Source organism: Kitasatospora sp. NPDC059973 (genome assembly GCF_042737525.1).
GTDB lineage: Bacteria > Actinomycetota > Actinomycetes > Streptomycetales > Streptomycetaceae > Kitasatospora.
Genome location: NZ_JBHWUI010000006.1, coordinates 87975 through 105366 on the forward strand (window position 1 = coordinate 87975; position 17392 = coordinate 105366).

The 17392-nt window shown below is 75.9% G+C and carries 13 protein-coding genes and 1 riboswitch; of the genes, 11 read left to right on the top strand and 2 right to left on the bottom strand.

Annotation, left to right across the window (positions count from 1 at the left end):
- The first annotated feature begins 23 nt into the window (after positions 1–23).
- The 7 genes from ACFWA9_RS03275 (at position 24) to ACFWA9_RS03305 (ending at position 10312) form a co-directional block, all read left to right on the top strand.
- Positions 24–1835 (top strand): amino acid adenylation domain-containing protein, encoded by a 1812-nt coding sequence (locus tag ACFWA9_RS03275; RefSeq protein ID WP_380382693.1) that lies wholly within the window; start codon positions 24–26, stop codon positions 1833–1835.
- A gap of 64 nt (positions 1836–1899) precedes the next feature.
- A complete protein-coding gene (locus tag ACFWA9_RS03280; RefSeq protein WP_380382695.1) occupies positions 1900–3723 on the top strand; it encodes a non-ribosomal peptide synthetase in 1824 nt (607 codons plus the stop codon).
- Positions 3720–6542 (top strand): condensation domain-containing protein, encoded by a 2823-nt coding sequence (locus ACFWA9_RS03285; protein ID WP_380382697.1) that lies wholly within the window; start codon positions 3720–3722, stop codon positions 6540–6542. Before ACFWA9_RS03280 ends, ACFWA9_RS03285 begins: the two co-directional genes overlap by 4 nt.
- A 378-nt stretch (positions 6543–6920) precedes the next feature.
- On the top strand, positions 6921–7622 hold the full coding sequence (locus ACFWA9_RS03290; RefSeq protein ID WP_380382719.1) for a phytanoyl-CoA dioxygenase family protein: 702 nt from the start codon (positions 6921–6923) through the stop codon (positions 7620–7622).
- Entirely contained in the window at positions 7619–8524 is a 906-nt protein-coding gene (locus ACFWA9_RS03295; RefSeq protein ID WP_380382699.1) for a helix-turn-helix domain-containing protein, read from the top strand. Before ACFWA9_RS03290 ends, ACFWA9_RS03295 begins: the two co-directional genes overlap by 4 nt.
- Positions 8525–8675: 151 nt before the next feature.
- The gene (locus ACFWA9_RS03300; RefSeq protein ID WP_380382701.1) at positions 8676–8813 is read left to right on the top strand and encodes a hypothetical protein; all 138 of its coding nucleotides are present in this window, start codon (positions 8676–8678) and stop codon (positions 8811–8813) included.
- Positions 8814–9286: 473 nt separating this feature from the next.
- On the top strand, positions 9287–10312 hold the full coding sequence (locus tag ACFWA9_RS03305; RefSeq protein ID WP_380382703.1) for a chitinase: 1026 nt from the start codon (positions 9287–9289) through the stop codon (positions 10310–10312).
- A gap of 22 nt (positions 10313–10334) precedes the next feature.
- On the opposite strand, the gene ACFWA9_RS03310 is transcribed toward ACFWA9_RS03305, so the two are convergent.
- Positions 10335–10913, bottom strand: a complete 579-nt coding sequence (locus ACFWA9_RS03310; protein ID WP_380382705.1) for a flavoprotein — start codon at positions 10911–10913, stop codon at positions 10335–10337.
- Between the two features lie 188 nt (positions 10914–11101).
- Here ACFWA9_RS03310 and ACFWA9_RS03315 point away from each other — a divergent pair, with 188 nt between their 5' ends.
- The 3 genes from ACFWA9_RS03315 (at position 11102) to ACFWA9_RS03325 (ending at position 13309) form a co-directional block, all read left to right on the top strand.
- Complete coding sequence (locus ACFWA9_RS03315; RefSeq protein ID WP_352290835.1) at positions 11102–11491, top strand: BlaI/MecI/CopY family transcriptional regulator; 390 nt, start codon at positions 11102–11104, stop codon at positions 11489–11491.
- Complete coding sequence (locus ACFWA9_RS03320; protein WP_380382707.1) at positions 11488–12432, top strand: M48 family metalloprotease; 945 nt, start codon at positions 11488–11490, stop codon at positions 12430–12432. Before ACFWA9_RS03315 ends, ACFWA9_RS03320 begins: the two co-directional genes overlap by 4 nt.
- Before the next feature lie 259 nt (positions 12433–12691).
- On the top strand, positions 12692–13309 hold the full coding sequence (locus tag ACFWA9_RS03325; protein ID WP_380382709.1) for a hypothetical protein: 618 nt from the start codon (positions 12692–12694) through the stop codon (positions 13307–13309).
- Positions 13310–13548: 239 nt separating this feature from the next.
- Here the strand turns inward: ACFWA9_RS03325 and cobF are convergent, their stop codons facing one another.
- Positions 13549–14307, bottom strand: coding sequence for a precorrin-6A synthase (deacetylating) (cobF, locus tag ACFWA9_RS03330; protein WP_380382711.1), 759 nt, complete (start codon positions 14305–14307; stop codon positions 13549–13551).
- A 428-nt stretch (positions 14308–14735) separates the two neighbouring features.
- Positions 14736–14889: riboswitch (cobalamin riboswitch) on the top strand.
- Positions 14890–15047: 158 nt separating this feature from the next.
- Here cobF and metE point away from each other — a divergent pair.
- Positions 15048–17357, top strand: coding sequence for a 5-methyltetrahydropteroyltriglutamate--homocysteine S-methyltransferase (gene metE / locus ACFWA9_RS03335; RefSeq protein ID WP_380382713.1), 2310 nt, complete (start codon positions 15048–15050; stop codon positions 17355–17357).
- The last annotated feature ends 35 nt before the right edge of the window (positions 17358–17392 follow it).

The following is a 17392-nucleotide window of genomic DNA, read 5'->3' on the forward strand; positions in this document are numbered from 1 at the left end:
TCGTCAAGACTGAGGAGACCATGATGGAATCCCTGAGCGTCGCATCCGGCCGTCCGTACCGGGACGGCGCGATCCTCGACCTGTTCACCAGCTGGGCGCAGCGCACCCCGGACGCCCCCGCGCTGATCGACGGCGAGCGGACCTACAGCTACGCCGAGCTCGACCGCCTCGCCGACAGAACGGCCGAAGCCCTGCGCGGCAAGGTCGGCCCGGGCGACCTGCTCGGCGTCTGCCTCGGCCACTCGGTGTCGCTGGTGGCCGTCACCCTGGCCGCCGCCAAGCTCGGCGCCGTCCACCTGCCGCTCGGTCCGCGCCCCGGCGAGCGCCGGCTGCGGGCCGTCGCCGAGCAGCTGCGACCGGCCTGCCTGGTCGGCGAGCCGGACCTGCTGCCGCCGGGCGGCGAACGCCTCGCGCTGGACCTGCCCACCGAGGGCGTGGTGGCCGCCCTGGCGTCCGGCACGCAGGTGCCCGTCCCGGCCGGCACCCACTACGCGGTGCTCACCTCCGGGTCCACCGGCACCCCGAAGGCCGTCGCCGTCACCGGGCCCGCGCTCGGCGCGATGCTGCGGTGGTACCGCGAGCTGACCGGCCTCGGCCCCGGCGAGCGGCACAGCCTGCTGATCGGCGTCGCCTTCGACCCGCACGTGATGGAGCTGTGGGCCGGCCTCACCTCCGGCGCCGCCCTGGTGGTGGCCCCCGAGACGGTCCGCTGGGACTCCGGCGCGCTCACCGACTGGTGGGGCGAGGCCGGCATCACCGTGGCCGTCCTGCCCACCCCGCTGGCCGAGCCCGTCCTGGGCCGCCCCTGGCCCGCCGGGCTGGCGCTGCGCCACCTCACCGTCGGCGGCGACCGGCTGCGCCGCGCCCCCGGGCCGGACGTCACCGCCACCGTCCACAACGCCTACGGCCCCGCCGAGGCCACCGTCACCACCACCGTGCACACGATGGCCCCCGGCGGCGGCCACGGCGACGGCGCACCGCCGATCGGGCTGCCGATCGCGGGCGCGGTCGTGCTGGTCACCGACGAGGACGGCCGGCCGGTGCCGCGCGGCGTCTCCGGTGAGCTGCGGATCGGCGGGCGCGGCCTGGCCGCCGGGTACCTCGACCCCGAGCTGACCGCCCTCCGCTTCCTCGACGCCCCCGAGGGCATGGACGGCACCGACCGGGTCTACCGCACCGGCGACCGGGTCGTCATGCGTGCGGACGGGGTGCTGGAGTTCCAGGGCCGCCTGGACGACCAGGTCAAGGTCAGCGGTGTGCGGATCGAACCCGCCGAGGTCGAGGCCGCGTTCGAGCGCGACCCGCGGGTGCGCCGGGCGGTCGTGGCCGCCGAGCAGGCGCCCGCCGGTGGCGTCCGGCTGCTCGCCTTCGTCCAGGTGGGCGACGGCGGGGAGGCCGGCGGGGCCGCCTCCGGGGGCGGCATCGACCCGGCGCGGCTGCTGGACGCCGTCCGGCCCTGGCTTCCCGAGCAGGCGGTGCCCTCCGCCGTCCGGTTGGTGGACCGCTTCCCGCTGGACGCCAACGGCAAGGTGGACCGCCGGGCGCTGCTGGCCGCGGTGCCGCCGGAGCCCGCGGCGGCGGAGGAGGGCGACACCCCCGCCGAGCGCACCGTACTGAAGCTCTGCCGTGAGCTGATCGGCCGTGCCGACCTCGGCCTCGCCGACAACTTCCTGGCGTCCGGCGGCAATTCGCTCGCCGCCGCCCGACTGCTGGAGGCGCTCGAAAGCGCGTACGGGATCCGGCTGCGCGCACCCCTGGTGCTGCGCCAGCCGGACCTGCGGGCCGTCGCCCGCCTGGTCGAGGAGCGGGCGGCCGCCCCGGCCGCGACCGCCTGACCCTCCCGCACCGCCTCACTGGGGCGCCCCGGCCGTACCGCCGGGGCGCCCGGAAGGGAACACCATGACCATCGCGACCTTGCCCGCGCTGATCGCCCAACAGGCCGAACGGCAGCCCGACGCGCTCGCCGTGACCGACGGCACCACCATCCTCACCTACCGCGAACTCGTGGACGCCGCAGCCAGGTTGGCCGCCGTCCTGACCGCCCGGGGAATCGGCCCCGGCAGCGCCGTCGGCCTGCTCTGCGCCCGCTCCACCCGCCTGGTCGTCGCCCAGCTCGCGATCTGGCGCACCGGCGGCCACGTCCTCCCGCTCGACCCGGCCTACCCGCGCCCGCGCATCGCCGAGATGACCACCGACGCCGGAGTCCGGCTCGTCCTCGGCGACAAGGCGCTGCTCGCCGAGGCCGGCCTCACCGAGGACCGGACCCTCGTGCTGACCGAGCACGGCACCGACGCGACCGGGGCGGTGGCGCCCGACGCCGCCGACCCGGCCGCGCCCGCCCTGGTCTTCTACACCTCCGGCTCCACCGGGCGGCCCAAGGGCGTGCTCGTCCCGCACGGCGCCGTCGCCGACCTGGTCACCGCCCCGGACGCCATCGCGGTCGGCCCGCGCGACCGGGTGCTCTTCCACTCCGCCGTCACCTTCGACGCCTCCACCTTCGAGCTGTGGGCCCCGCTGGCCCGCGGCGCCGCCGTCGCCGTCTCGCCGGCCGACCGGCCGACCGCGGAGGACCTGGGCCGCGACGTCGAGCGGTTCGGCGTCACCACCCTGCTGCTCACCAGTGCGCTCTTCCACCACCTCGCCGCCCGGCAGTCGCGGATCTTCGGGGTGCTGCGCACCCTGGCGGTCGGCGGCGAGGTGCTGTCGCCCGAGCACGCGGGCTCGGTGCTGCGCGCCTTCCCGTGGCTCGAACTGGTCAACGTCTACGGACCGACCGAGGCCACCACCTTCACCACCCTGCACCGGGTCACCCAGGCCGACTGCGCCGGCGCCGTTCCGATCGGCCGGCCCTTCGGCGGTGCCCGCGTCCTCGTCCTGGACGAGCGGCTCGCGCCGGTCCCGCCGGGCACCGTCGGCGAGCTGTGGATCGCCGGTGAACGCCTCGCCCAGGGCTATGTCAACCGGCCCGAGCTGACCGCCGAGCGCTTCCGCGAGCTGCCGGACGTCGGGCGTGCCTACCGCAGCGGCGACCTGGTGCGCGAACTGCCCGACGGCACGCTGGAGTTCCACGGCCGTACGGACGAGCAGGTCAAGGTGCGCGGCTTCCGGATCGAACCGGGCGAGGTCGAGCACGCGCTGCTGCAGCTCCCCGAGGTCGCCGAGGCGGCCGTCGTGGTCCGCAGGGCCGGGCAGGACGACGCCGCCCTCACCGCCTGCGTCGTCCTCGCCGAAGGCGCCGGCCAGGCCGTCGGGACGCTGCGCGCCCGGCTCGCCGAGCGACTGCCCGCCCATCTGCTGCCCACCGCCTGGACGGTGCTCGCCGTGCTGCCGCTGACCGGTGCCGGAAAGGTGGACCGGCGGGCACTGGCCGCCGCCGACGAGGTCGGGCAGCGCCCCGCCGAGCGCGTCGCGCTCACCCCGATCCAGCAGGTCGTCGCCGAGGCCTGGAGCCGGGCCCTGGAGCGTCCGATCACCGACCCGGCCGCCGACTTCCTCGCCGAGGGCGGCCACTCGCTGCTCGCCATGTGGGTCGTCGACGACCTGCGGGAGGACCTCGGCGTCGAGCTGTCGCTCGGCGACTTCCTCGACCACCCGACCGTCGCCGGGCAGGCGGAGCTGCTCGAACGGGGCCTGCGGGCCGCCGACGGCGTGGGCGGTGCGGGAGCTCCCGCCGCAACGGGCCCCGCCGCCGCTTCGGACGAGGCACCGGGAGCGGGCCGGTGACCGCCGTCGACCAGGCCGACCTGCTGCGCCGCGCCCGTGGCCGGCGCAGCGCCGCCGCCCCGCCGCGCCGCCCGACCGTGTCCGACGGCCCGGCCCCGCTCTCGCACGCCCAGCAGCGGATGTGGCTGATGGACCACCTCGGCCAGGGCGGCGCCCTGTACAACGTCCCGATCGCCGCCCGGCTGCGCGGTCCGCTCGACCGGGCGGCCCTCGCCGCCGCGCTCACCGGGCTGACCGAACGGCACGCCGTCCTGCGCACCCGCTACCCGAGCCGTGCCGGACAGCCGTACCAGCAGACCGACCCGGTCGCCCCGGTGCCGCTGCCGGTCGTGGACGCCACGACGGACGAGGCGGCCGCGGTGCAGCTCGCCGCCGAGGCCGCCCGCCCGTTCGACCTCGCCACCGGACCGGTGCTGCGCGCCCTCCTGCTGCGGTACGGGCCGCAGGACCACACCCTGGTCCTGACGATCCATCACATCGCCGTCGACGGGGGCTCGCTGCCGGTCCTGGCCGCCGACCTGGCCGCGCTGTACGAGGCCGCTCGCGACGGGACGCCGCCCCGACTCCCGGCGCCGGGACCGTCGTACGCCGAGTACGCCCGCCAGGAGCGCGCCCGGGACGCCGAACTCACGGTCGCCGCCGACGCGCTCGCCGCCCGGCTGACCGGCGCCCGCCCGCCGGCGCTGCTGCGGCCCGTCCCGCCCGGCGCCCGCGAACGCCGGGCCGCGCTGCACGCCGCTCCGCTGGACCCCGCCGTCCTGGACCGCCTGCGCGGCCTCGGCGCCCGGCACGGCGCCACCCTGTTCACCGTCGTCCTGACCGCCGCGTTCGCCACCCTGCGGACCGCCTCCGGGCAGGACGACCTCGTCCTCGGCTGCGCCAGCGGCCACCGCGCCCGGCCCGACCTGCGGCACACCGTCGGCCTCGCGGTCAACACCCTCGCCGTCCGGGTCGCCCCGGCCGGAGACCCGTCGTTCGCGGAACTGCTGACCGCCGTACGGGGCGAACTGCTCGACGCCCAGCGGCACCACGACGTGCCGTTCGACCTCGTGGTCGAGCGGCTCGGCGCGGCCGCCCGCGGCACCGACGGCACCCCGCTGCTGTCGGTGACCTGCGACCTGATCCAGCCCGCCGCACCGCTGACGCTGCCGGGCCTGACCTCCGAGAACGTCGAACTCGACCTGGGGCTGGCCAAGTTCGGCCTGGCCCTGATCGTCGAGGAGGGCCCGGCGCCGCGCTGCCTGGTGCAGCACGACCGGGACGCGCTGGACGAGGCCACCGCCGTCGACCTGCTCGACGCCTTCGCCGCCGTGCTCACGGCGGTGGCGGGGGAGGCGGACCCGCGCCTGTCCGAACTGCCGGGACGCCTCCTGGCCGCCGCCGAACACCCGGTCGTGGAAGGCCTGCTGGCCGACCCCGGCGTGGTCGAGGCGGCCGTGATCGAACGCGCCGACGGCCCGCCGCTCGCCTACGCGGTGGTCCGTGGACCGGTCGCCCCGACCGGCACCGAGCTGCGCGCCGCCCTGCGCGGACGCCTCCCGGCCGCCGAACTCCCGCACGCCGTCACCCTGGTGGACCGACTGCCGCGCCACCCCGACGGCGCCCCCGACCCCGCCCGGCTGCCGGGCGCCGCCACACCTCCCGGTGACGGACTGCCTCCGGACGGCCCGGTGGACACCGTCCGGGAGGCGTTCGGCGAACTGCTGGGCGCCACCCCGCCCGCCGACGGCGACTTCTTCGCCCTCGGTGGCCACTCCCTGGTCGCGGTCCAGCTCGCCGAACGCCTGCGCATCCGCACCGGGCTGCCGCTCACCGGCCTCGACGTCCTGGAGCAGCGCACCCCGCGCGCCCTCGCCGCGGTGCTCGCCACCCGGGAGGACGAGCGCCGCGCGGCCCTCGCCCGGACCTCCGGCGCCCGCCCGCGCACCCGCTCCCGCACCGGCACCGTGCTGCTCACCGGCGCGACCGGCGGGGTCGGCGCGGCGGTCCTCCAGGAGCTGATGGCGCAGGGCAGGCCGGTCCGCGTGCTGGTCCGGCCCGAGTCCGCGCACCTGCCCGCCCTGAACGGCGCCGAGGTGGCGGAGGGCGACCTCGCCGACCCGGACAGCCTGCGGCGCGCCGTCGAGGGGGCGGACGCCGTGATCCACTCCGCCTGCACCTTCACCGACCACGCCACCGACCTCGCCGCGATGCGCGCCCTGGTCGACGGCTGGCGGGGCGGCGGTCCGTTCGTCTTCGTCAGCAGCATCGACGCGTACGGCCGCCCGACGGGCACCCAAGTCCCCGAGGGCAGCCCCAGCGGCGCGGCGGTCACCCCGTACGGGCAGGCCAAGCTGGACTGCGAACGGATCCTGTTCGAAGCCGCCGCCGCCCGGAGCGGCCAGGCCACCGCCGTGCGCGCCCCGATCGTCTGGGGCCCGCACCACCGCCTGCGCGACCAGCTCCGCTGGGGCTCCACCGGAGCCCTCTACCAGGCCGCCCTGGCCGGCCGCCCGATCGCCCTCCCGGTGGCCGACCACTGGTACGGCGCCTCCTGGGTGCACGCCGCCGCCCTGGCCCGCGCCCTCGCCGCCTGCACCACGCCGGGCCACCCGGCGGCCGGCCGGGTCGTCAACGCGGTGAGCGGACACGTCTCCTGGGCGGAGTTCACCGCCGAACTGGTCCGCCTCCTCGGCACCGACAGCCCGATCACCACCGCCCCCGACACCGACGAGGAACTCCGCCGCCCCTGGCACTACCTGACCGGGACCCTGACCGCCCCCCTCACCCCCGAACCGGGCGAGGACTGGCGCACCGTCCTGGCGACAATGGTCGGCTGAGCCGGCCCACCGCATGTCAAGGAGCCCCGCCAGAAATCCTTCTGGCGGGGCTCCTTGGATCTGTTCTACGGCCGACGACCCCCGGTTCCTGGGCAACGCCGACCGGGTCGCCCACCGCGACGAAGTCGACGCCGTCGTGCGGGAGACCACCCCGGGCCTGAGCACTGCGGACCTCGTCGACCGGTCGGACGAGGCCCCGGCAGGCGTGTCCGTCCCGCGAACAGAGCCGTCCGCCACGTGTCTGTCACGGCCGCGGGCGAGTGCCTACCGTCGATCCCGAACCGGGCGGGAGCCTCCCGCCCGGGCGAAGGAGTGAGAGCGTGACGGTGACCGACCTCGCGGCCCTGGCCGAGCGGTACGCGGAGAACGGCTTACGTACTGGTCAAGGGGCTGCTCGACCGAGCGGAGGCGGCGGAGCTGCGCCGCGGCGCCCACCGGCTGCTGGCCGCACTGGACACCGGCGAGGACCCGACCTGGGGTGCGGCGGCCGACCTCGCGGGCGGCCGGCCGACCCGCATCCAGCACCTGCACGACGCGCAGTTCCACTCCGCGGCCTTCTCCCGACTGCTGGTGGACGAACGCTTCACCTCCGTCGCGGCGGCCGTGCTGGGCGGTCCGAACGTGCAACTGCACCACACCAAGCTGTTCGTGAAGCCCCCGGAGAACGGCTCGCCCTTCCCGCCGCACCAGGACCACCCGTTCTTCCCGCACACCCACCACCGGGTGGCCGCCGCGATCTTCCACCTGGACGACGCCCCGGAGGAGAGGGGCTGCGTGCGCATCGTCCCGGGCAGCCACCGGCTCGGCCCGCTGGAGCACGTGGAGGAGGGCGGTCACCACCTCCCGCAGGTGCCGTTGGCCTCGGCGCTGCCCCTGCCCGCCGAGGCCGGGGACGTGCTCTTCTTCTCCTACCTGACGATCCACGCCTCCGGGGTCAACACCAGCGAGGAGGCGCGGACCACCTGGCTGGTGCAGTTCCGCGACCCGGCGGATCCGCCGGCGGTCCGCACGCATGACCAGTCGCTGGGCCAGGGCATGATGCTGGCCGGGGTCGACCCCACGGGCAGGAGGAACGCTTGACGCTGGAACAACTGGCGCACGCCGGGGCGTTCGGCGAACTCACCGGCGTCCTGCGGAGCTGCCCGGTCGACGACTTCCGAGCGGACTTCGTCCACCTGGGGTTCTACCCGACCTCGCCGTGGCGCAACTACTGGCACCGGCACTCCTTCTACGAGGTCTGCCTCGCCTACGGCGGCGCCGGCCGGTTCAGCACCGGCCAGGAGCACCACGAGATCGGAGCGGGGGACGTCTTCGTCGCCCGCCCCGGCGTGGTGCACGAGATCGAGTCGAGCCGCGCCGAGCCGCTCGGCATCGTCTACTGGGGGTTCACCCTGCGGGAGGGGCGGCCCGGGCCGCTGCCGGGCGAGCGCGGCTGGTGGTCCGGACTCACCGACCTGGCCGGGCCGGCGGTGTCGCGGAGCATCGGGTCGCTGGCCTCCCTGGTGGCCGCCCTCGCCGAACAGGCGGTCCCGCTGCGCTCCGGCTACCAGGCGGGGCTGACCGGTCTCGGCACCGCCCTGGTGGTGGAGACGGCCCGGGCCTTCGCCCCCGAGGAGGACCTGCGGGTGGTGGCGAGCCCCGGTACCCGCCTCTCGCCACCGGTGGTGCTGATGCGGCGCTACCTGGCCGACAACCTGGCCCGACCCGTCACCGTCCGCGACGTGGCGGCCGCCGCGCACCTCTCCGCACGCCATGCGGAACGCCTCTTCCTGGCCGAGACCGGTTCCTCCCTGATGGCCTCGCTGCGCCGGATGCGGCTCGACCTGGCGGCGATGCTGCTCCTGGACTCCGCCACCGGCATCGCCGACATCGCCCGGTCCTGCGGCTACCTCGACACCCGCGCCTTCACCACCGCCTTCCGCCGCCACCACGGCCACCCACCCGCCGCCCACCGCACGCTCCGGGGCACCCTGCACCTCTGAACCGCCCGCAGCCCGGTCAGGAGGCCGGTGGTCGTGACGTCCCATCAGGTGAATTTCGCCGCGGCCGACCCCCGCCGACTCTTCGCACGGGAACGAATCGACGCAATCGAGGCCGGTACCGCCCGCCTCACGCTGTCGAGGGAGCACCCCCGTGTCGCGTTTCCCGCACGCCAAGAGGTCCGCCGCCGTGCTGTGCGGCTCGCTGACGCCGGCCGGCGGGTGCTTCGTCGGGATCCCCAGCGGGGTGGGGGACAGGCTCGGGGTGGAGTTCCCGGCCACCCGGGACTGACGCCCGTCGGCGCCGGCGCCCTGCGTCCGCCCGGGTGGGGCCGTCCACGGTCCCGCCTGCGAGGACCGGGGGTCTCGCCCGCCACCTCCGCCCCCCCCCGCACGACACCCGCTCCGGCGTCCGGCCCTGAGCCGGGCGGCCTCCTCGGCAGCCTCGGGGACCACCGATCCAGGATCAGAAGAGAGAGCAGCACCTTGCCCAGCCCCTTCCGTCCGAGTTCGTTCCTCCCCCCGCTGGCCCTGGGCGCGGCTCTGCTGCTCGTCGCACCGGCCCATGCGACCGCCATGCCGGGCCTCGCGGTCGGCTCCCTGCCTCTCGGCCCCGCGCCTGTGGGTTCCGCGTCTCTCGGTACCCCGGCGGTCGGCGGTCACCCTGTCGCTACCCCCGCCGTCGGAGCTGCGCCGCTCGGTTCCACGCCGCCGGGTGCCACGGCTGCCGGCCCCCCGCCCCCGGCTCCCGTGCCGCTCGGTGTCGTGCCCGCGAGCGCCGTCTCCCGCGGCTCCACGGGCCCGGTGCGGCCGCCGATCCACCACCGCCCCGGGTTCCCGGCCCACTTCACCGCCCCCTACCTGGAGACCTGGAACTCGCCCGACACGCTCGCCGAGGTCCGCAGGAACACCGGCCTGAGCTACTTCACCCTCGCCTTCGTCGTCAGCGACGGCGGGTGCAACGGCGCCTTCGACGGCACCATCCCCGTCGACGACCCGGAGTGGCTGTCGGCCCTACGGGGTCTGCGGACGGCGGGCGGCGACGCGATCGTCTCCTTCGGCGGGGCCGGTGGGCGTGAACTCGCCCAGGCCTGCGACACGGTGAGCGCCCTGAAGGCCGCCTACCGGCGCGTCGTGAACACCCTGGGCGTCACCAGGATCGACCTCGACATCGAGGGTGCGGCGCTGGACGACCAGCAGTCCGACGACCGCCGCAACCAGGCGCTCGCCGAACTGCAGCAGGAGTACCGCCTGCTCGGCCGCCCGCTCGACGTGGACTACACCCTGCCGGTCAACCCCTGGGGCCTGTCCGACAACGGGGTGTGGCTGCTGACCAACGCGCGGCACCACGGACTGGACGTGGACGTGGTCAACGTCATGACGATGGACTACGGGCCCGACCTCGACATGGGCGCCGCCGCGATCGGGGCCGCGACCGGACTGCACGAGCAACTCGGGCGGCTCTGGCCGGAGAAGAGCCCCGAGCAGCTGTGGGCGATGCAGGGCAACACCCCGATGATCGGGGTCAACGACGCCGTCAACGAGGTCTTCTCCACCGAGGACGCCGCCCGCTTGGCGAGGTTCGCGGCCGAGAAGGGCATCCGGCTGCTCGCCTTCTGGTCGGTCGGGCGGGACCGGCCCTGCGCGGTGGCGGGCACCCTTGCGGAGCGGTGCAGCGGCACCGCCCAGGATCCCGCCCACTTCTCCCGCATCCTCGACCCGTTCCCGCGCACGCACTCCCGGCCGTGGACCGCCCGCACCCCGGACGCCTTCCGGAGGACCCCCCGGTGACGGTGGCGGTGGCGGCGGGCCGTTACTCCCGGCCCGCCGCGGCGATCACCGGGCGGAGCAGGTCGAGCACCCGGGTCCAGTCGTACGCGGCGCCGGCCCCCTCGGCCTTGGGCTGGTGGGGGGCGGCGTCACCGATCAGGACGCCCATCGACCGGAGCCGGGCCAGGCTCTCCGCGTAGGCGGGGTGGGCGGCCTGGGCGGCGTTGAGGTAGGGCTGGACGGCCACCGGGATGCCCAGGCCGTACGCCTCGCAGAGGATGCCGAGGGCGAGGGTGTCGGAGATGCCGGCGGCCCACTTGTTGATGGTGTTGAACGTGGCGGGCGCCACCGCGATGGCGTCCGCCGGGGGCAGCGGCCGGGGGTCGCCCGGCATGCGCCAGGCGGAGCGGATCGGGTAGCCGGTCCGGGCTTCGACGGCCTTCCGGTCGATGAACCCGAGTCCGTTCGGGGTGGCGATCACGCCGACTCCCCAGCCCTCGGCGCGGGCGGCGGTGATCAGCTCGTCCACTCCGCCGGCGATGCCCGACGCGCAGACGACGATGTAGAGGAACGGCTCGCGATGCGCGGTCACACCTGAACTCCCGACTCTCCCGGCCACCATGGTGAAGCCCCAGGGCGGCGCCCCTGCGGCCAGTCTGCCCTGCCGGTGGGGCCAGTACAGTTGGGTGAGGCATACCTTACGAACATCCGACCGGATCGTCTACGACCATGTAGTCGGCCGTGGTGAGGGCGCGGGCGTCGCCGGGTTCGCTGTACGTCTGCCCGGCGGCGCGGCCGTGGACGGGAGACATGGTGGACGACAGCCGGGACACGAGGCGGCCGCACGGCGAGCTGGTCGCGGACGTACTGGCCGTGCTGTGGGCGGCCGAGCGGCCGCTGACGGCGCAGGAGGTCAACGAGGCGCTCGACCGGGGGCTGGCCCGGACGACGGTGGCGACGGTGCTGGGCCGGCTGCACGAGAACGGGACGCTGGAGCGCAGCCGCCCGGGGCGGGGCTTCGCGTACGCGCCGGTCGCCGACGCCGCCGGTCTGGTGGCCGGGCGGATGCGCCGTGAACTGGAGAGCGACCCGCACCGTGAGCTGGTGCTGAAGCGGTTCGTGTCATCGCTGTCCGAGGGGGACGAGGAGGTGCTGCGGCGCCTCCTGCTGGAGGCCCCGGACGGAGAGGGCCGCGGATGACCCTGGCCCTCGCCCTGGTCGCGCTGACGCTGCTGGCTCCGTGGGGCGCGGCGCCCGCCGCCCGCCGGCTGGCCGCGCTCCTGCCGCCGCGCGAGGCGTGCGTGGCGCTGACGGGTGCGGCCGTGCTGCTGGCGGGCGGCACCGCGGCGGCGCTGGTCGCGCTGTTCCACGTGCCGTTCCTCGCCTCGATGGAGCGGGTGCCGCCGGCGCGCGTGCTGGAGCGGTGGCCGGCCGTCGTGCCGGTCTCCGGCGCGGCCGGGGTGGTGCTGGCGGTCCAGGCCGTGCTGCTGGCGCGCCGCTGGCTGGCCCATCGCGCGCTGCTCGCGAAGGCCTGGGAGTCCACCGGTGACGGGGTGGCCGACGGCGACGTGCTGGTGGTGCCGGGCGGCGACGCGGAGGCCTTCGCCCTGCCCGGCTTCCGCGGGCGCCCCGGGCGGGTCGTGGTGACCTCGGGCATGGTGCGCGAACTCGGTCCGGCGGAGCGCGAGGTGCTGCTCGCGCACGAACGGGCCCACCTGGCGGGGCGCCACCACGTGCTCTCCGTCGTCACGGACCTCGCGGCGGCGGTGCACCCGGCGCTGCGGGGCCTGCGGGAGGCGCTGGGCTCCCACCTGGAACGGTGGGCCGACGAGGCCGCGGCCGGGTCGGTGGGGGACCGCCGGCTGGCGGCGGCGGCGATCGCGCGGGCGGCGCTGGCCGGGTCCGCCGCCACCCGGGCAGGCGGGAGCCGGAACCCGCTGCTGTCGGTGGGCGCCGGTCCGGTGCCGCGGCGGGTCGAGGCGCTGCTGGGGTCGGTGCCGGTCCTACCGCGCGGTCGCGCGAGGCGGGTGGGCGTGGCCTGGCTGGTGGCGGTGGTGGCGGTGTCGGTGCTGATCCCGGGGCTGGCGTACGGGCTGCACGAGTACGTGGAGTACGCCGCGCGGGCCATGCCGGGCCGGTGACGGGTGCCGTTGTCGGCGCCGGCCGCCGGCGGCGGGGGAGCGGATGTCGCGGACGACATCGATGTAGACCGATCGGCGCGGCGCGGCTATCGTTGGCCTCGGTGCGCCGTGCGGCGCGATGCGGCGCCGTGCCCGGCGCGGCGCGCGAGCGGGTTTCGCGGCCCTCCGGTGATCGGCGTTCGGCAGCGTGGCATGGCGTCGGTGGTCCCGTGACCCCCGCCGGAGGTGGTGCAGCCCTCCACCAGCGATTGGATGCGACGTGTACGACAGGGGGAAGGGATCGTCGAGTCCCTTCGAGCAGACCGTCCACCTCCTGTCGGCGGCCGGCCGGGCGGCGGACGCCCTGCTGGCGGCGCGCCTGGAGTTCCGGGGGATGAGCCCGGCGCACCTGTCCGTCCTCTCCACGCTGGCCCGGCTGGGCCCGCACGCCCGGCCCGATCTGGTCGCCGGGATCGACGGGGGTGCGGTCGACACCGCGCAGACCCTCGACGATCTCGTCGCGGCGGGCCTGGTGCAGTCCCTGTTCGTCCAGGTCGGCGGTCGGCACGAGGTGCTGACGCTCACCTCCTCGGGGCAGCTCGCGCTGGAGATCCTGCACAGCGACGCGTCGGCCGTGCAGGACGACCTGCTGGTGTCCCTGACGCGCGGTGAGCGCACCCAGCTGAACTCCCTGCTGCGGCGGGTGTGCGCCGCCGCCGCCCGTAGCGGCTCGGCGGGCTCGGCGCCGCGCCGGGCCGCCGACTGGGTGCTGACCCGCGAACGCCGTACGGAGTGGGCCGTCGAGCGCGAGGGCGCCGGCGGGGCGGCCGGGGTGGCCGGCGAGCGGTCCGAGGACGTGGCCGACCGGGACGACGGCGGGGCCCCGGCCGGTTCGTAGCCGTCCGGTGATGCCGGCGGGTCGGCGTCCTCCCCGGTCCGTCGCGGCGGCCGGCGCTTCCCGTGGTACCGCTGCCGGTAACCGCCTCACCAGGTGAAACGGGCGCCGCGCGCTACTGATCGGTCAGCCCGGCCGCCTCGGCGACGGGGCCGGCCTGCTCTGGGCCCCGATGTGGCGCCGCTTCAGCCCGGTCGCGATGCCCGGGCCCCCGGGCCGGTCGGCCCGGGGGCGGGTGTGGGTCAGCTCCCGGAGCGGCGGAGGAGGTAGGTGTCCATGATCCAGCCCTTGCGTTCGCGCGCCTCGTCGCGGAGCGCGCGGATCCGGGGGGCGGTTTCGGCGAGGGGGCCGGCGGCGAGGATCTCGTCCGGGGTGCCCAGGTAGGCACCGTAGAAGATCTCCAGCCCCTCGGGGTCGATCCCGGTGAACGCGGCCCGCCCGTCCAGCATCACCACCACGTCGTCCACCTGCTCGGGGAAGCCCTCGGCGAGGCGGCGGCCGGTGGTGATCTGCAGTGGGCGGCCGACCCGGGTCAGGGTGGTGCGGTGCCGGGCGGCGAGCGCCGAGACGCTGCTGATGCCCGGGACCACCTCGTACCCGAAGGTGGCGCTGCCGCGGGCCAGGACCTCGTCGATCACGGCGATGACGCTGTCGTAGAGGCTCGGGTCGCCCCAGACCAGGAACGCGCCGGTCTCCTCCGGGCCGAGGTGTTCGGCGACCAGCCGCTCGACCAGGTCGGCCCGGCGGGTGCGCCAGTCGTCCACGGCCGCGGTGTACGCCGGCGTGGCGCGGTCCCGCTCGGCGTCCGCGACCTCGATGACGCGGTGGCCCGGGCGGCCGTGCTCGGTCAGCAGCTGCCGGCGCAGCCGGATGAGGTCCTGCCGTTCCTCGTTCTTGTCGAGGATGAAGAATACGTCGGTGCGGGCGAGGGCCTTGACCGCCTGCAGGGTGAGGTGGTCGGGATCGCCCGCCCCGATGCCGATGAGGAAGATGTGCCGCATGACAGTGATTGTGCCGCGCGGCTGCCCGTCCGCCGGGCGCGGCCGGTCCCGGGCGAACCGCCGGGTGGGCCGCGGGCGACCGGTCCGGTGGCGCTGTGACGTCATGCACGCGCCCTCGACCCGGCCTTTCGGCCGTCGCCACGACGGGCCGGCATGTGCTGATTCCGCCGTCGGGGGAAGCCGGCACGGTGTGCGCGGCGGCGAGCACCTCGGCCAGGGGGACCAGCACGTCCTTGTTGACGCGCTCGTCTGTTGACGCGCTCGTCCTCGACCACCGCCTCGACCACCACCTGCACTGCCCGGGCGGCCGGGGGCCACCGGGGCCGCCCCGGCCATCCGCGATCCGGACAATCACTGACGCGCCGCCGGCGATGGGCCTAGGGTGGGCGGTGCAGTCGGTTCGCCGTGTCCTCCAGCCACGGCGTCGCAAGAGGGAACCCGGTGGGAATCCGGGACTGCCCCGCAGCGGTGAGTGGGAACGACCGCCGTCACACGCACTGGGCCCAGCCGGGCCCGGGAAGCGACGGCCAGTAGGTGTCCGGCCTGGAAGCCAGGCGGACGTGCCCGCGAGTCCGAAGACCTGCCACTGCCCGCGTGCACCCCGCACGCGGTGATCTCGGTGACCTCGAGGGCGGGTCGGCGGAGCGGGCGGGCCCACCCCGGTGCCGTGCCCCCACTGCCGTACCTCCACGCCGTCGTGCTCTCCCGGGATCGCAGCGCGACTCGCGAAGGAGAGTTCCGTGTCACCGAGTTCCACCACCCCGCAGGCCACCGTGTACGGCTACCCGAGGCAGGGTGCCGACCGGGAGCTGAAGAAGGCCGTCGAGGGGTACTGGGCGGGCCGCGTCGACGCCGCCGCCCTGCACGCCACCGCCGCCGTCCTGCGCCGCGCCAACTGGCGGCAGCTGGCGGACGCGGGCATCACCGAAGTCCCCACCGGCGACTTCTCGCTCTACGACCACGTCCTGGACACCACGGTCGCGGTCGGCGCGATCCCGGTCCGCCACCGCGCCGCCGTCGACACCGACCCGCTGGACGGCTACTTCGCCATGGCGCGCGGCACCCAGGACGTCGCACCGCTGGAGATGACCAAGTGGTTCGACACCAACTACCACTACCTCGTACCGGAGTTGGGCCCGGACACGGTCTTCGCCGCGAACTCCGCCAAGCCGGTATCCGAGCTCCGTGAGGCGCTCGGCCTCGGCCACCGCCCCCGGCCCGTGCTGGTCGGACCGCTGACCTACCTGCTGCTCGCCAAGCCCGCCCCCGGCGTGGCCGCCGACTTCCGGCCGGTCACCCTGCTGGACCGGCTGCTGCCCGTCTACGCCGAACTCCTCGCCGACCTGCGGGCGGCCGGCGCCGACTGGGTCCAGCTGGACGAGCCCGCGCTCGTCCAGGACCGCACCCCGGCCGAACTGAACGCCGCCGCCCGCGTCTACCGCGAACTCGGTGCGCCCACCGACCGCCCGCAACTGCTGGTCACCAGCTACTTCGACCGGCTCGGCGAGGCCCTTCCCGTCCTGGCCAAGGCCCCGATCGAGGGCATCGGCCTGGACTTCACCGGCCCCGGCGCCGCCAACCTCGACGACCTCGCCGCCGCCGGCGGAGTGCCCGGCAAGCGCCTGGTCGCGGGCGTGGTGGACGGCCGCAACATCTGGATCAACAACCTGGAGAAGTCCCTCGCCACCCTCGGCACGCTGCTCGGCCTGGCGGACCGGGTCGACGTCGCACCGTCCTGCTCGCTGCTGCACGTCCCGCTCGACGCCGACCTGGAGCGCGACCTCGACCCGCAGGTCGCCCGCTGGCTCGCCTTCGCCCGTCAGAAGACCACCGAGGTCGCCACCCTGGCCCGCGGCCTGGCCCACGGTACCGACACCATCGCGGCCCAACTGGCCGCCAACCGGGCCGACCTGGCCTCCCGCGCCGGCTCCGCGCTGACCCGCGACCCGGCCGTCCGGGCCCGGGTCGCCGCCACCGCCCCCGAGGACGCCCGCCGCGCCCCGGCCTACCCCGAGCGCGCCGAGGCGCAGCGGGCCCGGCTCGGTCTGCCGCTGCTGCCGACCACCACCATCGGCTCCTTCCCGCAGACCACCGAACTGCGCACCGCCCGCGCCGACCTGCGCGCCGGCCGCATCGACGACGGAACCTACCGGGACCGGATGCGGGCCGAGGTCCGCGAGGTGATCGCCTACCAGGAGAAGGCCGGCCTCGACGTGCTCGTCCACGGCGAGCCCGAACGCAACGACATGGTGCAGTACTTCGCCGAGCAGCTGACCGGCTACCTGGCCACCCGGCACGGCTGGGTGCAGTCCTACGGCACCCGCTACGTCCGGCCGCCGGTGCTGGCCGGGGACATCTCCCGCCCGCACCCGATGACCGTCGACTGGTACCGCTACGCGGCCGAACTGACGGACCGTCCGGTCAAGGGCATGCTCACCGGACCGGTGACCATGCTCGCCTGGTCCTTCGTCCGGGACGACCAGCCGACCGGCGACACCGCCCGGCAGGTCGCGCTCGCCCTGCGCGACGAGGTCACCGACCTGGAGGCCGCCGGCGCCGCCGTCATCCAGGTCGACGAGCCGGCGCTGCGCGAGACCCTGCCGCTGCGGTCCGCCGACCGGGCGGCCTACCTGGAGTGGGCCACCGAGTCCTTCCGGCTCTCCACCTCCGGGGTCCGCGCCGACACCCAGATCCACACCCACATGTGCTACGCCGAGTTCGGCGCGATCATGACCGCCATCGACCAGCTCGACGCCGACGTGATCTCCCTGGAGGCGGCCCGCTCGCACATGGAGGTCGCCCACGAGCTGGCCGGGGCAGGCTACCCGCGCGAGGTCGGCCCCGGCGTCTACGACATCCACTCGCCCCGGGTGCCGAGCACCGAGGAGGCGGCCTCGCTGCTCCGCGCCGGGCTGGCCGCGATCCCGGCCGAGCGGCTCTGGGTCAACCCCGACTGCGGCCTGAAGACCCGCGGTTGGACGGAGACCCGGGCCTCGCTGGAGCACCTGGTCGAGGCGGCCAGGCTGGTCCGCGCCGAACTGGGCGGCTGACACCGCGCCGGGGTGGGCGGCGGGTCGGCCCCCGG

Coding starts and splice junctions, on each gene's coding strand:
- ACFWA9_RS03310 (WP_380382705.1), bottom strand. CDS start 10,913: ATGGTGGCCGGGAGAGTCGGGAGTTCAGGTGTGACCGCGCATCGCGAG.
- ACFWA9_RS03315 (WP_352290835.1), top strand. CDS start 11,102: ATGGTGGACGACAGCCGGGACACGAGGCGGCCGCACGGCGAGCTGGTC.
- cobF (WP_380382711.1), bottom strand. CDS start 14,307: ATGCGGCACATCTTCCTCATCGGCATCGGGGCGGGCGATCCCGACCAC.
- ACFWA9_RS03275 (WP_380382693.1), top strand. CDS start 24: ATGGAATCCCTGAGCGTCGCATCCGGCCGTCCGTACCGGGACGGCGCG.
- ACFWA9_RS03280 (WP_380382695.1), top strand. CDS start 1,900: ATGACCATCGCGACCTTGCCCGCGCTGATCGCCCAACAGGCCGAACGG.
- ACFWA9_RS03320 (WP_380382707.1), top strand. CDS start 11,488: ATGACCCTGGCCCTCGCCCTGGTCGCGCTGACGCTGCTGGCTCCGTGG.